Origin of the sequence: Mycoplasmopsis iners ATCC 19705, from assembly GCF_000701805.1 — a bacterium.
Taxonomy (GTDB): Bacteria; Bacillota_I; Bacilli_A; order Mycoplasmatales; family Metamycoplasmataceae; genus Mycoplasmopsis; species Mycoplasmopsis iners.
Genome location: NZ_JNJW01000015.1, coordinates 1 through 17,565, shown reverse-complemented (window position 1 = coordinate 17,565; position 17,565 = coordinate 1). Strand labels below are relative to the sequence as shown.

At 27.7% G+C, this 17,565-nt stretch carries 6 protein-coding genes and 1 pseudogene; 3 read left to right on the top strand and 4 right to left on the bottom strand.

Going from position 1 to position 17,565, the window contains the following annotated elements; genetic code table 4:
• Nucleotides 1–63: 63 nt before the first annotated feature.
• The 4 genes from T395_RS0102920 to pip form a co-directional block, all read right to left on the bottom strand.
• Nucleotides 64–1,644: a hypothetical protein gene (locus T395_RS0102920; RefSeq protein WP_029512987.1), complete on the bottom strand. Its 1,581-nt coding sequence runs from the start codon at nt 1,642–1,644 to the stop codon at nt 64–66.
• Nucleotides 1,645–1,675: 31 nt separating this feature from the next.
• Complete coding sequence (locus tag T395_RS0102915; RefSeq protein WP_169734116.1) at nt 1,676–4,057, bottom strand: UU173 family protein; 2,382 nt, start codon at nt 4,055–4,057, stop codon at nt 1,676–1,678.
• A 4-nt stretch (nt 4,058–4,061) separates the two neighbouring features.
• A complete protein-coding gene (locus T395_RS0102910; RefSeq protein ID WP_029512985.1) occupies nt 4,062–4,895 on the bottom strand; it encodes an MAGa7180 family putative nuclease in 834 nt (277 codons plus the stop codon).
• A 385-nt stretch (nt 4,896–5,280) separates the two neighbouring features.
• Nucleotides 5,281–6,234 (bottom strand): prolyl aminopeptidase, encoded by a 954-nt coding sequence (pip, locus tag T395_RS0102905; protein ID WP_029512984.1) that lies wholly within the window; start codon nt 6,232–6,234, stop codon nt 5,281–5,283.
• 291 nt (nt 6,235–6,525) lie between these two features.
• Here pip and T395_RS0102900 point away from each other — a divergent pair, with 291 nt between their 5' ends.
• From T395_RS0102900 to T395_RS0102890, 3 genes and pseudogenes are all read left to right on the top strand, one after another.
• Entirely contained in the window at nt 6,526–6,789 is a 264-nt protein-coding gene (locus T395_RS0102900; protein ID WP_029512983.1) for a hypothetical protein, read from the top strand.
• Nucleotides 6,735–16,646, top strand: a complete 9,912-nt coding sequence (locus T395_RS03420; protein ID WP_156933081.1) for a GA module-containing protein — start codon at nt 6,735–6,737, stop codon at nt 16,644–16,646. Before T395_RS0102900 ends, T395_RS03420 begins: the two co-directional genes overlap by 55 nt.
• Before the next feature lie 648 nt (nt 16,647–17,294).
• A pseudogene (locus T395_RS0102890) lies at nt 17,295–17,565 on the top strand (hypothetical protein); the annotation flags it as partial.

Below are 17,565 nucleotides of genomic sequence, written 5' to 3'. Positions count from 1 at the left end.
AAAGGGCTATAAAACAGTTAAAAAAGAAACAGTTCAAAGCTGTTTCTTTTTCATTTATCTTTTTTAAGCGCTTAACATTTGGTTGATATTCGCAGTTAATCTTTCAATATTTGAAATGTAATTTACAACATTTAAATATTGTGAGTATGGATCGTTATATTTAATGGTGTTGTTTAGCAATGTTAAATAAATTTGTGCTTGTTCAAGCATTTTTTGCACTTCTGGTTTATTGCTTTGTTTAGCAAGAAGTTCAACATTTACGAATTTAGCATTGGCAATAGCAAGCATTTGCATGTAAGTAGTTTTATGGAACGAGTATAATTTTTCGTTGTAATTATTGCTTAATTCTGTGAATTTAGCTTGCATTTGTTCGCTTGTTAATTCTTCATCGTTTGTTATCGCGATAATTTCATTACCTATTCCATAAGCTAAATCGATTAAAGCATTAAATGAGCTATTGTTTTGTGCGCTTGATTGAGCTACAGTTAAATAATTAGTGTGTAAATGTTCAAGAATGTTATTTGAAAAACTTAGCATATTGTTAATAATTTCATTGTATGGTTTAGCAATTTTGTTAATATTCTCTTCGATTCAATCGCTAATTGCTTGTGAGTTTAATTCATTAGTTAAATTTTGGATTTCATCATCACTCATTTTTTTACTATAAATATCGATTAGTTTATCGTATTTATTTCAAACAGTGTCAACATATTTTAAAGCAACAATTGTTGGATAATTAGCATTTGCGGTATTGTTTAAAAAAGTAGTTGTTAATTGTGATAAAGAGTTGCCTATCTCTTTAATTTTGTTGGCTTTTGCTTCATTTGTTTGTTTTTCATATTCATAAACAATTTCATTGTATTTTGTTAAAAAGCTAATGTATTTGTCAAGGAAATAGCCATAATTTTTTTGAGTTACATATTCACCGTTGTAAGTGTTTAAATCGGCTATTAATTTTTCAACTTTGTCATTAACGCTAGCATAACCTGTTTCATTTTGATTGTCAGCTTTAAATTGAGTAATTCTTGTGTTTATTAATTCATTTAATTTTTTGAATTCAAAATAAAGGGCATCTCCCATTTTAATCTGTTGAATTACGTCGTATGAAAAACGGTTTAGTTGTAGCATTACATTATTAAAAATACTATCGTTAATGTCGTTTTCAGTTGGTATGTTTTTAGCTAAAATGCTTTTAGCTTTTTCTAAGATTTGACTTAAATAAGCTTTATTTTCAGTCATTTCGCTAAGTTTGGTTTCAAAAGCTGTTTTAAGGCCTATAAAAGCTTCTCATTTGTCAGCACTTACACTTGTTTGTTTAATAACAACTGATTTGATTTTGTTAGCATCAACATGTGTTTGTTCAGCATTTACCAAAGCATAATTAGCAGGCATTAAAGCAGTAACATCTAAGTTGGCATTTTCGCTAGCATTTTCGCTTAAAGTTTGTTCAACAATTATTTTGCCGTTAGCATCAACTAATTGGAAAGTGTTTGTAGCAACTAAAGCTTCTAATTGTTTTAATAATTCAATTCTTTCTTTTAGTAATTTTTCATTTTGCTTATCATCGTTTTTACATGAAGCAACAAAAGCAACAGGGGCTAATGCTAAAGGAGCAATAGCAGATAAAAGTTTAAATTTTTTCATATTTTCTCGTTTCGCTTATTTAATATTAAATTTAATTCTTAATGTCTATTATTTTACTATTTTCATTGAAATAAAGCGATTGATTTTCTAAAAGTTGATATTCGTAGTTAGCAATTTCAGGTAAAACATCTTGGATAATTTCTTTAAAGAATGAAAAAGTTACAAGCATTGCCACAACATCATTTTGGCAATATTCTTTAAGTTGTTCTACTTTAATTGCTCATTCATTATCTTTAATTAAGCCCAGATAACGGTTAATCGCAACTTCCATAGCGTTTGAACCATTTTTAACATCAAGGTTTTTGTATTGTTTAAAGTATTCACTAAATTTTGGTTTTAATTGGTTGTAAGTAATTAATTTTTCAATGTTTTTAATACTTTCTTTACCCAAAAGTTCATAAAAGTACATATTTCTATATTTGTCATTTACTTTATATAACCCAGAATCTAATTTAAATTGTTCAAAGTCGCCTAAATCATGAAAGTTATTTTTAATAGTTATGTCTTCGTCTGTTCTATTAATTAATTTAATTTTGTCAATTGCAAAACATAAGTTATCATCAATAGTATTTTTAGCTAAAAAGTCCCTTAAATCTAAAGTGTTAGTGTTAATGTGATCGACTATTTCTTTAAATTGAGCTGCAGAATGGATGTTTCTTGCTTTTAAAGCTTCAATAATATTTAGATCGTTTTTATCAAATGCCTTTACAACTAATTCCGCTATTTCTTTATTTCTGGTGTTTTCGTAGGTTTTGTTATAAACAACGTAATAATCTGCTTTATTTGAATAAACAGCCAAAATATTATCAACAATATCAATTAAAGAAATGTTTAGTGGGTCTTTAACAATGTTTTGGCAAATTTGACCATCTTTTTCAATTATTTCGCCATTAATTGTTTCGATAATTGACACTTGATTAGTTATTTGACGATATGGGCCAATGCCATCAATAATTGGAGTAATTGAAGAAACACCTTCATAGTCATATCAAATATATCTTTTATCTTTTTTGAAATACTTAGCCAGTTCTTCAATGGCGCCTAAAGAAAAATAATTTGACATGCTTTTTAATTCTTTAACAGAATTTTTAAATTGATAAACATAATCAGCATTTAACTCTTTCATCATTCTTTTAATATTGTTACTATAAAGATATTCATCGCCGACATGTTTAAAAAGAATTGTTTTTAATAAGGCACTATTTTGACCGTAGACAGGATGGTAATCTGAACTAAAGTCTAAGTTTTTATATAGATCAGTATAAATAGGTTTATTAATGTAATAACCTTTTATAATTTCATCAACTTTTTTACTAAAATCTCCAAAGTCACCTAGATCATTAAACACATTATCATCACTAAAATAATAGATAGGCGGAGCTAATTTGTCATCATTTTTGCCTAATCTTTTCTTTTTAGGGTTTATTAATGGTTTGTTTGCCATGATAGAATCTATAAATGTATATTTACGTTTAGACATATATTCCATATATTCATCGTTTTGGAAGAATGATCCATTGTTCATTAAGCAAGAAGCTTTTCATTGCTCTTCATTTAAAATTTTTTCCTTGCCGATTTCTACTACGCAAGAGCTCTTAGCTTTTTTAGATCTACTACCATTAGCAGCTTGTGAAGTGGTAAAATCTAAAACGCCTTTTTTATAGTCTTTTGCAAACGAGTCAAACAAAATCATTTTGAAATTTTTAATATTAATACCAGCTAATTTTGCTACATGATAAATTCAATTCACAGTTAAATAATCATTGACTGAATTTGAGTCTTTGTATTTGTTAATGTAAGCAGTTCTTGTAATTTTATCAAAAGCAAAAAATGTTGCTTTTAGATAAAAAATATCTTCAGACTCTTCATTTGATCATTTATAAATAATTGTTGGATCAATTAATAAATCATACTGATCATTAGCAAAAGCAGTTAGATTATCATTTTGTAAGTCTTCAGCGCTTTTGACTTTGCTTAATTGTAAAATTCTTGATTTATCAATATAACTTAGTTCACTATTGATTAAATAGTCAATTGTTTGATCTAAGACACTACTATAAATTGTTTTGTTAGAACGCAATGAATAATCTCATTCGCCAGTTGAATTATCATTTAAAATTTTTTCTCAAATCTTATATTCTAACTCACCATCTTCTTCAGATTCATCATCTTCATAAGAGTCATCATTGTTATTCGCACTGTATTGATTATAAAGCTCAAAGAAATTTTTATTTTCTTCCTTTTTAACAAAAAGATATTTATCATCGTAGAGTTTGTAGCCATTTTGGTCATATTGCGGAATTAAAGGGGTTTTGCCATCCGCTTCATATCTGTTTCAGATAAAAAAAGGTTGACTAATAAATGAATTTATATATTGTTTAGCATTAATAATTATATTTTTTTTATTATTCATATTGTTATTCAAATTTAATATCCTCATCAACTTTCTTTAAAATTTTTCATTTATTAAATAGTGCCTCTCACTCTTGTTCATTTCTGCATCTTAAATAATCAACTAAATCAGTATCTCTTGGTAATTTATATTGTGGCGACACACCTTTTTGAGTGTATTCTAATCAGAATTTTTTAATTTCATTAATGTCATCTTCTGCAACTGCCTTGTTAACTTGGAAAGTAAACATTTGTGTTTGCTTATTGAAATTAACTCTATTTGTGTCATAATAATCTTCTTCATTTAAGAATGTTCCAACTAAAGCATAGTGAGTATAACCTAATAAATATGCATACAATTGAGCTTGTTTTTTGTAATCTTCAGGCATTTTTGAATCTAATCATGATGCTTCTTTTTTAGCTCCAACAGCCTTTAATTCTAAAACTGTCTTGACTTGCGGAATTAATCCGTCAGGTACCCCACCAATTATTCTGTCATCTTGAAAATAATCATAACCACATTTTTCAGCTTCAATATGTTGAATTTCAACTTTTGGTAATTTGGTTCTTAAGAAATCAATAACTTTTGGTTCTAATTGAACTCCAGCATTTATGTATTTCATTTGCAACGCTGGCATTGAAAGCCTTGAAATAAAGCAAAAAGCTTTGAATCTACTTTTGAACGCATCAGTTTCAAACACATCACCTAATGAAGAACCACCGATTTTTTTAAATCTTGTTCATTTGTTGCTTTCATCTAATAATTTTTGATGATATTCATTACTTAATCTTAATGTTTGACTATGTTCATCAAGAAAATATTCAGAACCATTATAAAATCTTTTTTTAATACTTGCCATAATGCTCCTTTTATATTATTTATTTTAATAACTGAAAGTTATTAATAATATTATTATAAAGCATATTTATTATTTTGAAATATTTTTTTAAGATCACTAACCTAAAAACAAAAATCTAATTGCTTTATGTTCAAAAGAGTTTGATTTTTGTTTTTTGCCAAATATAACAATTGCCACACTTTTATCTAAGTCACTAAGTTAAAAATATTAAAAATCAAAATGCTTATAAATAATGTGGTTATAACACTTTTTCAGCTTGCAAGCAAAAATAACTAAAAATTAGTTTTTTAATAAAAAATTTATAAAAATCTATTAATAAATTGTTTGATTTTGTCCTTTTTAAGAATAGATTTGAATTAAAAAAATCAAAGGCGAACCTTTGATCTTATTGTTTATTGTCTATTAACATATCCGTTATTTCAACTAATTTTTGTGCTATTTTATATTCTCTTTGAGTATGTGCAGTTTTGCTTAATAAAAACAACTGCGAATTTGGCAATTTTTTGTGTAATTCATAGGCTCCTGAAGGTCTACAATCTAGGTCGTATTCTCCATGAACTATGTAAGTTGGAATATCTTTTATTTTATCTGTATTATTTAAAATATAGTTTTCAGGAATGAAAGTGTCATTGACAAAAAATCAGTTTTCTAATAAAGCAATTTCAGCATTTTCTTTAAATTGTTTTTCATCAAAAGTGATTTTATTAACCGAAACTAAACAGGTTTCTCATCTTGCTCATTCAGTTAATGCTTGATTTTTAATTACTAAATCATCAGAATTCATTCTGTGATAGTAAGCTTTGATAATGTCTTGTTTTTCTTGTTTGCTTAAACATTCTGTATATCTAGCATATTCAACGGGTTTAAATCAAGAAGCACCTTCTTGATAAAGCCAATGGTTGTCTGATTTTCTAGCTAAAAACACTCCACGAAGAATAAGCGAACTTACATTTTGTGGAAATTTAATAGCATATAACAAGCTTAAAGTTGTGCCTCATGAACCACCGAAAAGTACTCATTGTTTTACTTTAAGATGCAATCTTAAACGTTCCATATCACTAACTAATTTTTGAGAATTATTGTTTTCTAACTTTAAAGAAGGCTTGGATTTACCACAACCTCTTTGGTCGAATAAAACTATTTTATAGTGTTTTGGATCAAAAAATCTGCGACAAACAGGACTGGTTCCGCCACCTGGTCCTCCATGTACATAAACTATAGGAATGCCATTTGGATTACCGCTGACCTCATAATAAACCTGATGACCATCTTCTTCAGGTAGATAACCTGTTTCATATGGTTCAATTTCTGGATAAAGATATTTTAAATATGTTTTCATAAAATGATTATATATGATTGGTCTCTAGAAAATTAAAGAAAAAATCACAAAAGCGACTTTTGCTATTTTTCTAAGTTGTAGGATGATTTTACACCATCCTTGTTTCCAAGTTTAAAGATCCAAAAAAACTAATATACCTATAAATAAGGCGTATTCGTTTTTAGACTTTCAAACTTGGGGGCACAGGAAATTGAAGCAATCTTCAAAAACGTTTCATTTTTTCATAATTCTTTTATAGTTATATAATTTATATATATATATATATATATATAGGAGAGGGGTGTTATTAAAATGAAGAAAAGTAGAAAAATTTTTCTTTCTTTTGGCGGGATAATAGCATCATCATTAGTTTTAGTTTCAGCTATTACTGTTGCCAATCAAGAAAATTGAAATGAGTTTCAGAAAACAGCAGCTGAAGAATTGAAAACTTTTATTGAATCACAAAAAAAGGCGATACAAGCAGTTGAACCAAAGTTAAACAATGAATTAACCCATTGTATTTGCCAGATAAGTACAAAAATAATGATGGTAGAAGTGCTAAATATAAAAAAATAATAGATTTTGCAATTGATGAAAATCAATTGCAATCAGTTTATGATTTTTTTATTCAATTACCAAGTTTTAATCAAATTAATGATGAGGACTCTAAAAACGAGTGAATTAAAGAAATTAAACATTGATTTTACAATAGATTTGTTTTATATGATGAAGGCGGTACTTACAGGCAAAACAAACAAGGTTCAATTGAATGAAGATTTATGCCCGGAACTGCCATTACTGATGAAGATAAAGCAGCTGAAAAGGCAATTGAAGCATTTGATCCAAAAATAAAAGATTTAATAACTTTTAAAAAACTTAGTGAATATCGCGGAAGATTTAATACTTTTCAAGAATTTGAAAAGTTTGTTTTAGATGAACTTCAAGCAGAATTAAAAAAAGAAGTTTATAATGCTCCTCGAGCATATTATGATAATTTTGTAACTATTTTAAAAAATGCAACTGTAGATTCAAGTGATCCAAATAATTTAAATAGAAATATTCCACAGGATTTAAGTAATACATTATTGAATTGATTAAAAAATAGTCAAAACTTAAATAAAGATGAAAAAGCTAAGGGTGGAAACTATGACAGAGCTTTGGAAATATTAGGGGATAATGGATTAATTGGAATAAATAACAAAATTGCTGAAATTAGAGCCAAATTAGCTACTTATCAAGACAAAAAAGCGTCTTTTGATTATAAATTTGAACCTGAAGAGACTGAAAAAACAAATTTTGATAGTGAAAAAGAAAAATTAACAACTCAATTGCAACAATTGCAAGACAAATTAAATGGATTAAACACAGCTATTGATGGAACAATTGATGATACAGGTTGAAATAGGAAGAAACGAAGAATATTAAATTTAACTACTACTAATCAAGAGTTAGCAACAGGATTAAGTACTTATACAGTTGCTGAAGAAAAATTAGAAGGTTTATTAAAACATAGAGAAAAAGTTGCAGAATTAGAAAAAATACTTTCAGATTCTTCTTTATCTGATGAACAAAAAGAACACTATACTGAAAGAATCAATAGTTTGGGCGAAGATGCAGATAATTATGCTGCGTTGCAAACTATTGGAGACGAGATTAAAAATTCAATTGAAGCAGATTCAAATGTGGAAGAAATTATAAATAAATTTAGTTTATGAACTGACGAACAACAAAAAGATTCATATCGTGAACAAATTAAAAGCGTTTATAATGATTCAAATTTGAACCAACAAGCTAAAAGTGCCAAAATTAAAGAAATTGAAAAACAAATTTTTAGCAAAATGAAAGAAAATGCTAATAATTTAATTGATCAAACTTCTTTAGAAAAAACAGAAAAAGACTCATATAAAACTTTAATTAATTCTAAAAATATGGATGAAAATATTAATCCATATGATTTTCCTCTACTTAAAACAATCACAAAAGCTAAAATAGATAATTTAGATAGTTTAAATCCAGCGCAAAAAGAACATTTCAAAACTAAAATTGATGATTCAAATATTGATGATGCTACAAAAGTAAATTCAATTTTACCTGAAGCAGAAACAGCAAATCAAAAAATGAATGATTATAAAAACACATTCAAAAATGATGCTAACAGTGACGCAACTAATGTAGAAACAATTAAGAAAAGCGCTGATTATACTGAAGCAGATAATGATAAAAAAACTGCTTTTGATAATGCTTTAGATCAAAGAAACACTGATTTATCAAGTTCAACTAATAATTTAACAACTGAACAAATCGATCAAAAAATTGCAGCATTAAAACAAGCAAAAGAAGATTTAAATGGTGATGAAAATCTAGCAGAAGCCAAACAACAAGCAAAAAATAATTTAAATACTACTTATACATATTTAAATGATGCACAAAAAGCAGATGCAATTAAGAAAATTGAAGCATTAACAACTGTAAATGCTGTTAAGAATCAAGATGCTGAAAATAAAAAACTTGACAATGCTATGAAAAGTTATAGTCAAAGTGCAACTAATATAGAATCAATTAGAAAAACTACTAATTATACTCAAGCAGATAATAAAAATACTTTAGAAAATTTAATTACTACTAAAGAAAATGACATTAATAAAACAAGTGGACCTAATTTAACTTTAGCACAAGTAAATGAAAAAATTACAGCACTTAATAATGCAGTTACTGCTTTAAATGGTGATGAGAGATTAAAAGCTGCTAAAGACGAAGCGATTAGAAAAATTAATTATGAATACTCATCATTAACACCAAAACAAAAAGAAAGAGCAATTGAATTAATTAAGAGTCAAAATACTATTGAAGATGTTAATAATCAAGATGCAACTAATAGTGCATTAAATTCATCAATGAAAACCTTGAGCGATTACATTGCAAATCAAAATAATGTAACAGCAGGCAATAATTATACTTATACTACTAACTCTTTAAGAAAGGCTTATGATGGAAACCCAACTAAAAATAACAATGTAAAAGGCGGGGTAATTAAAGAAGCAGAAGATTTAGTAGCTGCTTTAAATACTGATAAAAATTCTGATTTAATGAATAAAGAAAAAGTTGATGCTTTAAACGAAAAAATTAAAGCAGCAATTAATGCTTTAAATGGACAAGAACGTTATGAGGCTGAAGTTGCAAGATTAAATGGATTAAGTACTGCAACTGCCAAAGTTAAAGATGCAACACAAGCTACAAATACAGCTAGTCAAATTACAACTGATGAAATTGAATTTAATAATGATATTCCACAAGATGCTAAACCGGTTGATTTAAATATTACTAATACAAATGAAGTAACTGGTAAATTAGACTTAACTTACAAATATAAATCAACTAAAGAAAATCTTGAAAGTGTTCAATCAACTGAAACTTACACTTTAAATAATGATAATGCTCTAAGCACTTTAACTGAACAAGAAAGAATAGATCAATTAGTTCAAGATAAAGCTGTTACTAAAACGGTTGATTTTAATGACACAGATAAAGAATCTTTTGCTGTTAGTGATTTAACTAAAGATAGTTTTACAACTTCTATTACTCCAAATAATAATGCTAAAGTAATTATCGATAAAATTGAACCCGATCCAGATGATTCAAGAGGGGCAATTGTAACTTATAAACTAGAATCAACTAAAGACAATTTAGATAATCAAAAAGTTATTTCAAGCAAAAGTTTAACTACTAAAATAACTGGATTTATGACCAGAGAAGAAAAAGAGCAAAAAACCATTAATAGCTATAATGAAAGTAATTATTATGGCGTTATTGATCCTCTTACTCAACCATCAGAATTCGTAAATAAATTATCAGAAGTTAATATCGCTTTTAATGATAATGATAATCTTGATCACTCAAATGAAACCATTGTGGTTAAATCAATTAAATCTTGAGATGATAGAACTGGAACATTAGTAGCTAATTTTGTGGTGCAAAGCAATAAAAACGGCAAACTTCTTACTTCAGATCTTAAAACTATAACTATTATTGGCTATATGACTGAAGAAGAAAGATTAAACTATTTATTAAAAAGATCTAAAAATTTTGAATTCAATGGTGATAAACCGCAAAACAAAACTACTGTAGATGAGGTTGAAGTATCACAATTATCGGGTTATTTATTAAAAAGAAATGATGAAGATGAATTCATGTATATTGATTCAGACGATGATGTTGAATTAATAATTGATGAAATTACTGCAAGAGATAGCCAAAACGGCACAGTTACTTTTAAATATCATTTATCATCTACTCGAACAGATATTCCAAATAACAAAATTGTTTCTCAGTCAAGAACTTATACTTTTGGTATTTTTCAAACTGCTGCTGAGAGAGAAAATGACAATTTAAAGTTACAAGCTGAAAAAGACAAAGTTTCCAAATACATTAATAACAATGTTCCTGAGGAAGAAAAACAAGCTTTATTAGATGAATTAGCAAAAGCTAATAATCTTGATGAAGTAGGTAAAGTTCAATTTAAAGCAGAAATTGAAAAAACTATTGCGGACGCAACAAAGAATTACCCTTATTTAAATAAAAATCAATTAGGCGCTTATAAAGCAGATTTAAAATCAGCTAATTCAACTGAAGCTATTCAAGCCCGTAACACAACAGCAAGCACATTAAATGCTAAAATGAAAGAATTAAGTGATGCTGTTAAAACTGAATTAACCGCTTTAACTAAAAAAACCGTTGAAAATGATCAAAACAATGATGCTAAAACAGCCACTGTTTATACTTTAGCAGATGCTGATAAAAAACAAGCTTATAATAATGCTTTATCAGTGGCTCAACAATTACTTAATAAAACTAATGGCGCTAACTCAGAATTAAGTGCTGTTGAAACAGTATTAAGCAATTTGCAAACTACTTATGGCAAGTTAAATGGCAATCAAAAACAAAATGCATTAAACCAAAAAATTGATGCTTTAAAAAATTTAACACCTGAACAAAAACAAGCTCTCAAAGATAAAATTGATGACGCAACTAATAAAGATGAAGCAAACAAAATTATTGAAGTGGCCGAAAACTTAGATAAAGCTATCGGAGATCTTAAAGCTAAAATTGTTGAAGCTGAAGGTAAGACAAATAGTCCTGAATACTTAAATGATACAACTGAAAATAAAGCCAAATTTGATAAAGCAATTCAAGATGCTAAAAAAGCCTTAAAAGGCTATGAAACAGCTGATTTAGGAAGCTTAACCAAAGATCAAATTGTTGAAAAGACAGCAGAAATTAATAACCAAACATCAACCTTAAATGATGCAATTGATGCCTTAGATGGTTATAGAAACAAATTTAAAGAAGATCTTAATAATTGAGATTTATTAGATGCTAGTGAAATTAAAACTTTACAAGACAAAGTTGATAATTTACAAAAACAACCAACACAGAAAGAAAAATCAAACATCCTTCAAGAAGGATTAAGTCTAAGTAAAACCAAAGCATCAAACAAAATTAATAAGAATAATTATGCAAATCTTTCAAGTGAAGAAATTACTGAATTATTAGGAAAAGTTAATAGCGCAGCACTTGATGAAACTCAAGGTCACAAATATGATACTGCTGTTAAAGCAATAATTCAAGAAGCTGAACAATTAAATCAAACTAAACAAGCAGCTATTAACGCGATAAATGGTTTAAGTGATTTAACACAAAACCAAAAAGCTGTATTTGAAAATCAAGTTAAATCATTGCCAACATCACAAGCTTCGACAGTTCAAGAAACAGCTACAGCTTTAAATACTGCCATTTTAGAAGCTAAGAATGTTGTAAAAGAACAAATTCAAAAATTAGCAAAAGATGACCAATTGACCTATGAAAAAGCTAAATTGGCAAATAAAGTTGCTGACAAATATAGATTAGCAAATACTGCTTTAAAACAAACTTATGATGAAAAATTAAAGACTTTAAATGATTTAATTGTTAAAGATAATGTTTCAAAAACAGATATTGATAATGCTAAAGGTGAATTAATTTCTGCTTACAATGCGCTTGATGGCGAAGAAAACAAAAACAAAAAAGTTCAAGCAGTTGATAAACTTGATAATTTATCAGAAAATCAAAAAGATAAAATTAAAGACTTATTAAATAATGCTACTGATGAAGAAGCAGCGCAAAAAATCTTAGAAAAAGCTCAAAAATTAGGCTTAGATATTAGCGAATTAGAAAAACAAATTACTTCTACAGAAGCTAAAGCTAAAACAATCATTTATACCAACGATGCTCAAGACAGAAAAGAAGCTGTTGATCAAGCTTTGAAAAATGCTAAAAATAAATTAACAGAATTAAAAGCTAAAGATTTAAGCAATGCAACTGCTGATTCATTAAATGGTTTAGCTAATGAAGCAAACCAAAGTAAAGAAGTCTTAAAAGCAGCTGATGAAGCACTTGATGGAAATAGAGAAGTATTAAGAAATGACATTAAGAATCATTTCCCAAGTCTAAACGAAAACCAAAAAGGCTTATTAATAGCTGAAATTGAAAAATTACCAAAAGGTCCAACACAAGAAGAAACACAAGCTATTTATGACAAGGCTCTTGAATATGCACAAACAAATGCCAAAGATGAATTAGCCAAACTAAATAATTTAACTAAAGCTGAAAAAGATGCATATATTGCTAAAATTGATGCCGCCGAATTAGATAAGACAAATAAAGATTTTGCTATTAATGTTAAAAATCTTTTAGATAAGGCCAAAGCTGATGAAAAAGCTAAAGCCCAAGCCGTTAAAACAATTAATAATTTAACCAACTTAAATCCAGCTCAAAAATTATCCTTAACTGAAGAAGTCAAGAATAATCAAACAAGTGAAGCTAATAATATTGTTAAAAATGCTAATACAATTAATACCAAAATGAAAGCTTACAAAGATATAGCCGAAGTTGATAAGCAATCAACTGATTATGTTGAAGCTGACAAAGATCGTCAAGTTAAATACAATAATCAAGTAGCAATTAGAACTGAAGATTTAGGAGCTAATGGCACAAACTTAAACGCAGAGCAAATTGATGCTAAAATCACTGAACTAAATAAGGCGATCAATGGATTAAATGGTGAAGAAAAAGTTGCTCAAGCTAAAGAAAATGCTATTGCTAAAATTAAAGGTGAAAACCCAATTTATAACAATTTAACTGATCAACAAAAAGCAGAAGCAATTGCTAAAATCAATGAAAAAGATAGAGTTGCCGATGTAAATAGCGTTGATGCAAATAATGCCTTAGTTAATGGCACAATGGCGACACTTGATACATATCTTAACAATGAAGCTAAAATCAAAAACGACATTAATTACAAGGGCACAGAAAAAGCTTTAAGAAAAGCATATGATGATGCTATTCAAGCCTTAAAAGACTATAAAACAGCTCTAAACGAACCAAGTGATGACACAAAAGATATCTTAAACAATGGCAATATTGAAGAAAAAATCAATGCGGTTCATGAAGCAATTAATAACTTAAATGGTAAAGAACACATTCAAGCTGTTAGAGAAGAAGAAATAGCCAAAATTAATGCTTTAGAAAACATTAATGATGCTCAAAAATTAGCTTTAATTGCTAAAGTTGATAAAGCTACAACTCCTGAAGATGTTAGAACTGTAACTAAGGAAGCAAAAGCATTAGATGAAAAAATGGCCGAGCTTAAACAAGCAGTTGCCAACAATAAAGACACGCCTAATAGTGTTGATTATAAAAATGCAACTAAAGAAAAAATGCGTGAATTTGATAAAGCATTTAATGATGCAAGCAATTTAGCTGATAAAGAAAATGGAAGCGCTGAATTAAGTATTGACAACATAGATTCATTAATTGAAAAATTAAATGTTGGCGCTCAAAACCTTGACGGCAATGAAAAAATCAATAACAAAAAAGCTGAAGTAAAAAACTTAATTAATGGTCTTGAACATCTTAATGACGCACAAAAAGCAGCTTTAATTGGAGAAGTTGATAAAGCTAAATTGTTAGCTAATGTTGATAAAGTGGTTGATAAGGCTCAAACATTAAATAATGCTATGGGTCAATTAAAAGAAACTGCTAAAGCAATAGATGATGAATTAAGTAAACCTGACAATCCAAAATATGTCGCAGCTTCTCAAGAACCAAAAGCTAACTATGATGAAGCTAAAGCTAAAGTTGATGAATTAATCAGTAAACAAGGTTCAAATGAAAATGTTTCTAAAGTATTAGAATTAGAAAAAGCTTTAATTGACGCTAAAAATGCTCTTGATGGAGAAAAGAACTTTGAATATGCTGAAGAAAAAGCAATTGAAAAAGTTAATGAAAATGATCAACTAACTCCAGAAGAAAAACAAAAGTTAATTGATCAAATTAAAAACACTGAAAATCCAAGCAATTCAGATAATGAAGAAGAATTTAATGAAATCAAAGAAAACTTAGACCAAATCCTTGGCAAAGCTGACTTAATCAATAAGATTAAAGAAAATGAAAACTTAACTCCTGATCAAAAAGACGACTTAATAGATGATGTTATAAATGCTAATGTTGATGATAAAAAGAATGAATTAGATAATAAAAATAAATATGAAGATATACTTCAAAATATCAAAGACAAAGAAAAAGCATTTGAAGATCTTAACAAGACTCCAGAATCAGAATTAAGTGAAGAAGATAAAGCAAAAATTAATGATAATCTTAAAGATTTAGATCCGGCAGATAAAGACTTTGACAATGAATTAGATAACGAAAACAAGAAAAAAGAGGCAATTGAAGAAGTTAGAAAAAATGCTAACTTAACAGATGAAGAAAAAGATAAATTAATTGATGAAATTGCCAACTTAGACAATAAACAAGATGATTTGGACAATTCTCTTACTGACATTGACAAAAAAGCAGACTTAATTGAAAAAATTGAATCTAACCCTAATTTAGATGAAGAAGACAAAAACAAATTAATTGATGAAGTCTTTGATGTTTCACACAATGATGAAAAACTAGATGAAAAATTAGACAACATCGATAATAAATTAGAATTAATTGATGAAATTAAAACTAATGACAAATTGGATGAAGTTGCAAAAGATAAATTAATTGAAGAAACTCATAATGTTAATAATGATTCTGAAAAAGCAGATGACGAATTAGCAAATGTCAAAGCTAAAGAAGAAGCAATTAATAAAGTAGTTGCTGATGATGAATTAACTCCAGATGAAAAAGCTAAATTAGTTGAAGAAATTCTTAATATTGACGAAACAAATACACCTTCAGAAGTAAATGATCAACTTAATAACGTTGATAAAAAAGCGGATTTATACAAAGAAATTAATAATTCAGACTTACCAGACAATCAAAAAGCTAAATTAGTTGAAGAATTAGACTCAGTTGATAGTAATGCTGAAAACACAACAGTAATTTTCGATAACATTAAAGATCAATTAAACCAATTAGACAAAATCAATAAAGATGAAACTTTAACAAATGATGATAAAGCTAAATTAGCTGAAGATGTTCTAAACAATAATCCAAATGATGAAAACTACAATGAAATAGCAAAAAACATTGATAAAAAACAAGATGCTATTGATGCTATTAGACAAAATGAAAACTTAACTGATGAGCAAAAAGATCAAATGAGCAATAATATTGCCTCATTAGATGTAAAAGATGAAAACTTCAATAACAATCTATCTAAAGAAAATGCTAAAGCTGATTTAATCGCTAAAATTCAAGGCAATAATAATTTAACTAAAGAAGAAAAAGATCAATTAGTCCATGAAGTTAATAATATAGATAATGACGATCCTAAATTCTATGACAAATTAACTAATGACAAAGCTAAATTAGACTTAATTGATAAATTACATCAAGAAGCTAATGAAGGCAAAATAACTGAAAAAGCTAAAGATGCTTTAATTAATGAAGTCTTAAATATAGCTAATAATGAAAATACAATTGCTAACATTGATAAAGTTAAAGCTAAAGACAAATTAATTCAACAAGTTAAAGCTAGTGATGTGCTTAATGACAAAACAAAAGCATCATTAATAAATAACATTTTAGATAATAATGCTACAAACACAGAATTTGCTAATAAACATAATCAAATTGCTCAATTATATGTTGATGCTGAAGAATTGGCTAAAGCTAAAAATGATTTAGTGGATTTAACTAAATCTAAGAAATTTGAAAAATTAACTAAAGATCAAAAGGTTGCTATTAATAAAGCAATTACTGTTTCAGATGAAATTTTAGATAATCTTAACTCACACACAGGTGAAGATGTTGTTAAACAAACAACTATTGATAAAGAATTAGCTAAATCAGAAGTTGACAAAAACTGAAGCTGAATCTTATTCTTAATAGCAGCATTAGCAACAGCAACTTCATTAGGTTTATTATTAGCTATTCCTGCTGTTAGAAACAAATTACTTAAATAAAATTTATTAAATGAAAACACCATTATCTTTAAATGTGATAACGGTGGCTCCAATGCAATGTGCATTGCAACAGAAAAACACCATTATTCAAATGTGATAACGGTGTTTTTTTGTTGCGAAAATCGCGCCTTTAAGGGCGCCAAATTTAGTAGGTTTAACGACATTATTAAGTGCTGCCAAATTTAGTAACTTTAACCAAAGTTTCCAAGTTAATAAATCCCGAGTTTTCAAGTTTGAAAGTCTGAAAAAAGTTCTAGTCATTGTTCTTGTTTTAGTTGTTTCATAATCACCCCTTAATATCAAAAACACAAAATACGGTTTTGTCCATGTTTTGTGTTCCAATTTATACACAAACAGTTCATGATTTCTTTTTTTTTTTTTTTTGGAAGACTATAATACTTTTATAAATATAAACTTATATAACAATGATTTCATGTGTGTTTCGAAATCATTAATAATAACTCGCATTGGTTTAGTTATTTTTATGTTTATCTTAATGTGTTTATATTTATATTTGGTTAAAAAAATTAATAGGAGACTTCATTTATGAAGAAAAAAAATATACTTAGGCTAAACTAGGACAAGAAAAGTAGACAGAAAATAAAAACTGTCTACTTTTCGTTTACAATAAGAGAAAGGAGTTTACAAATGGCTAAACAATTGAAACATTATGAATGATTAGATCTATTTAGATGACTAGAAAATTGAGAATACACAAATGAATATGAATACAAATTTGCATCTTATATTTCAGAAAAATATAATAAGGATTACTTTAAAGAAAATATTAGACGTAGAATTTGAAATAAATTTAGAGAATATCAAAAAGACGAAACTGTAATATTTTCAAAAACAGGAACAGCCCCTAAAAAAGGGAAGGGTTGTGGAAGACCCAAAAAGAAAACTATTGAAACAGATG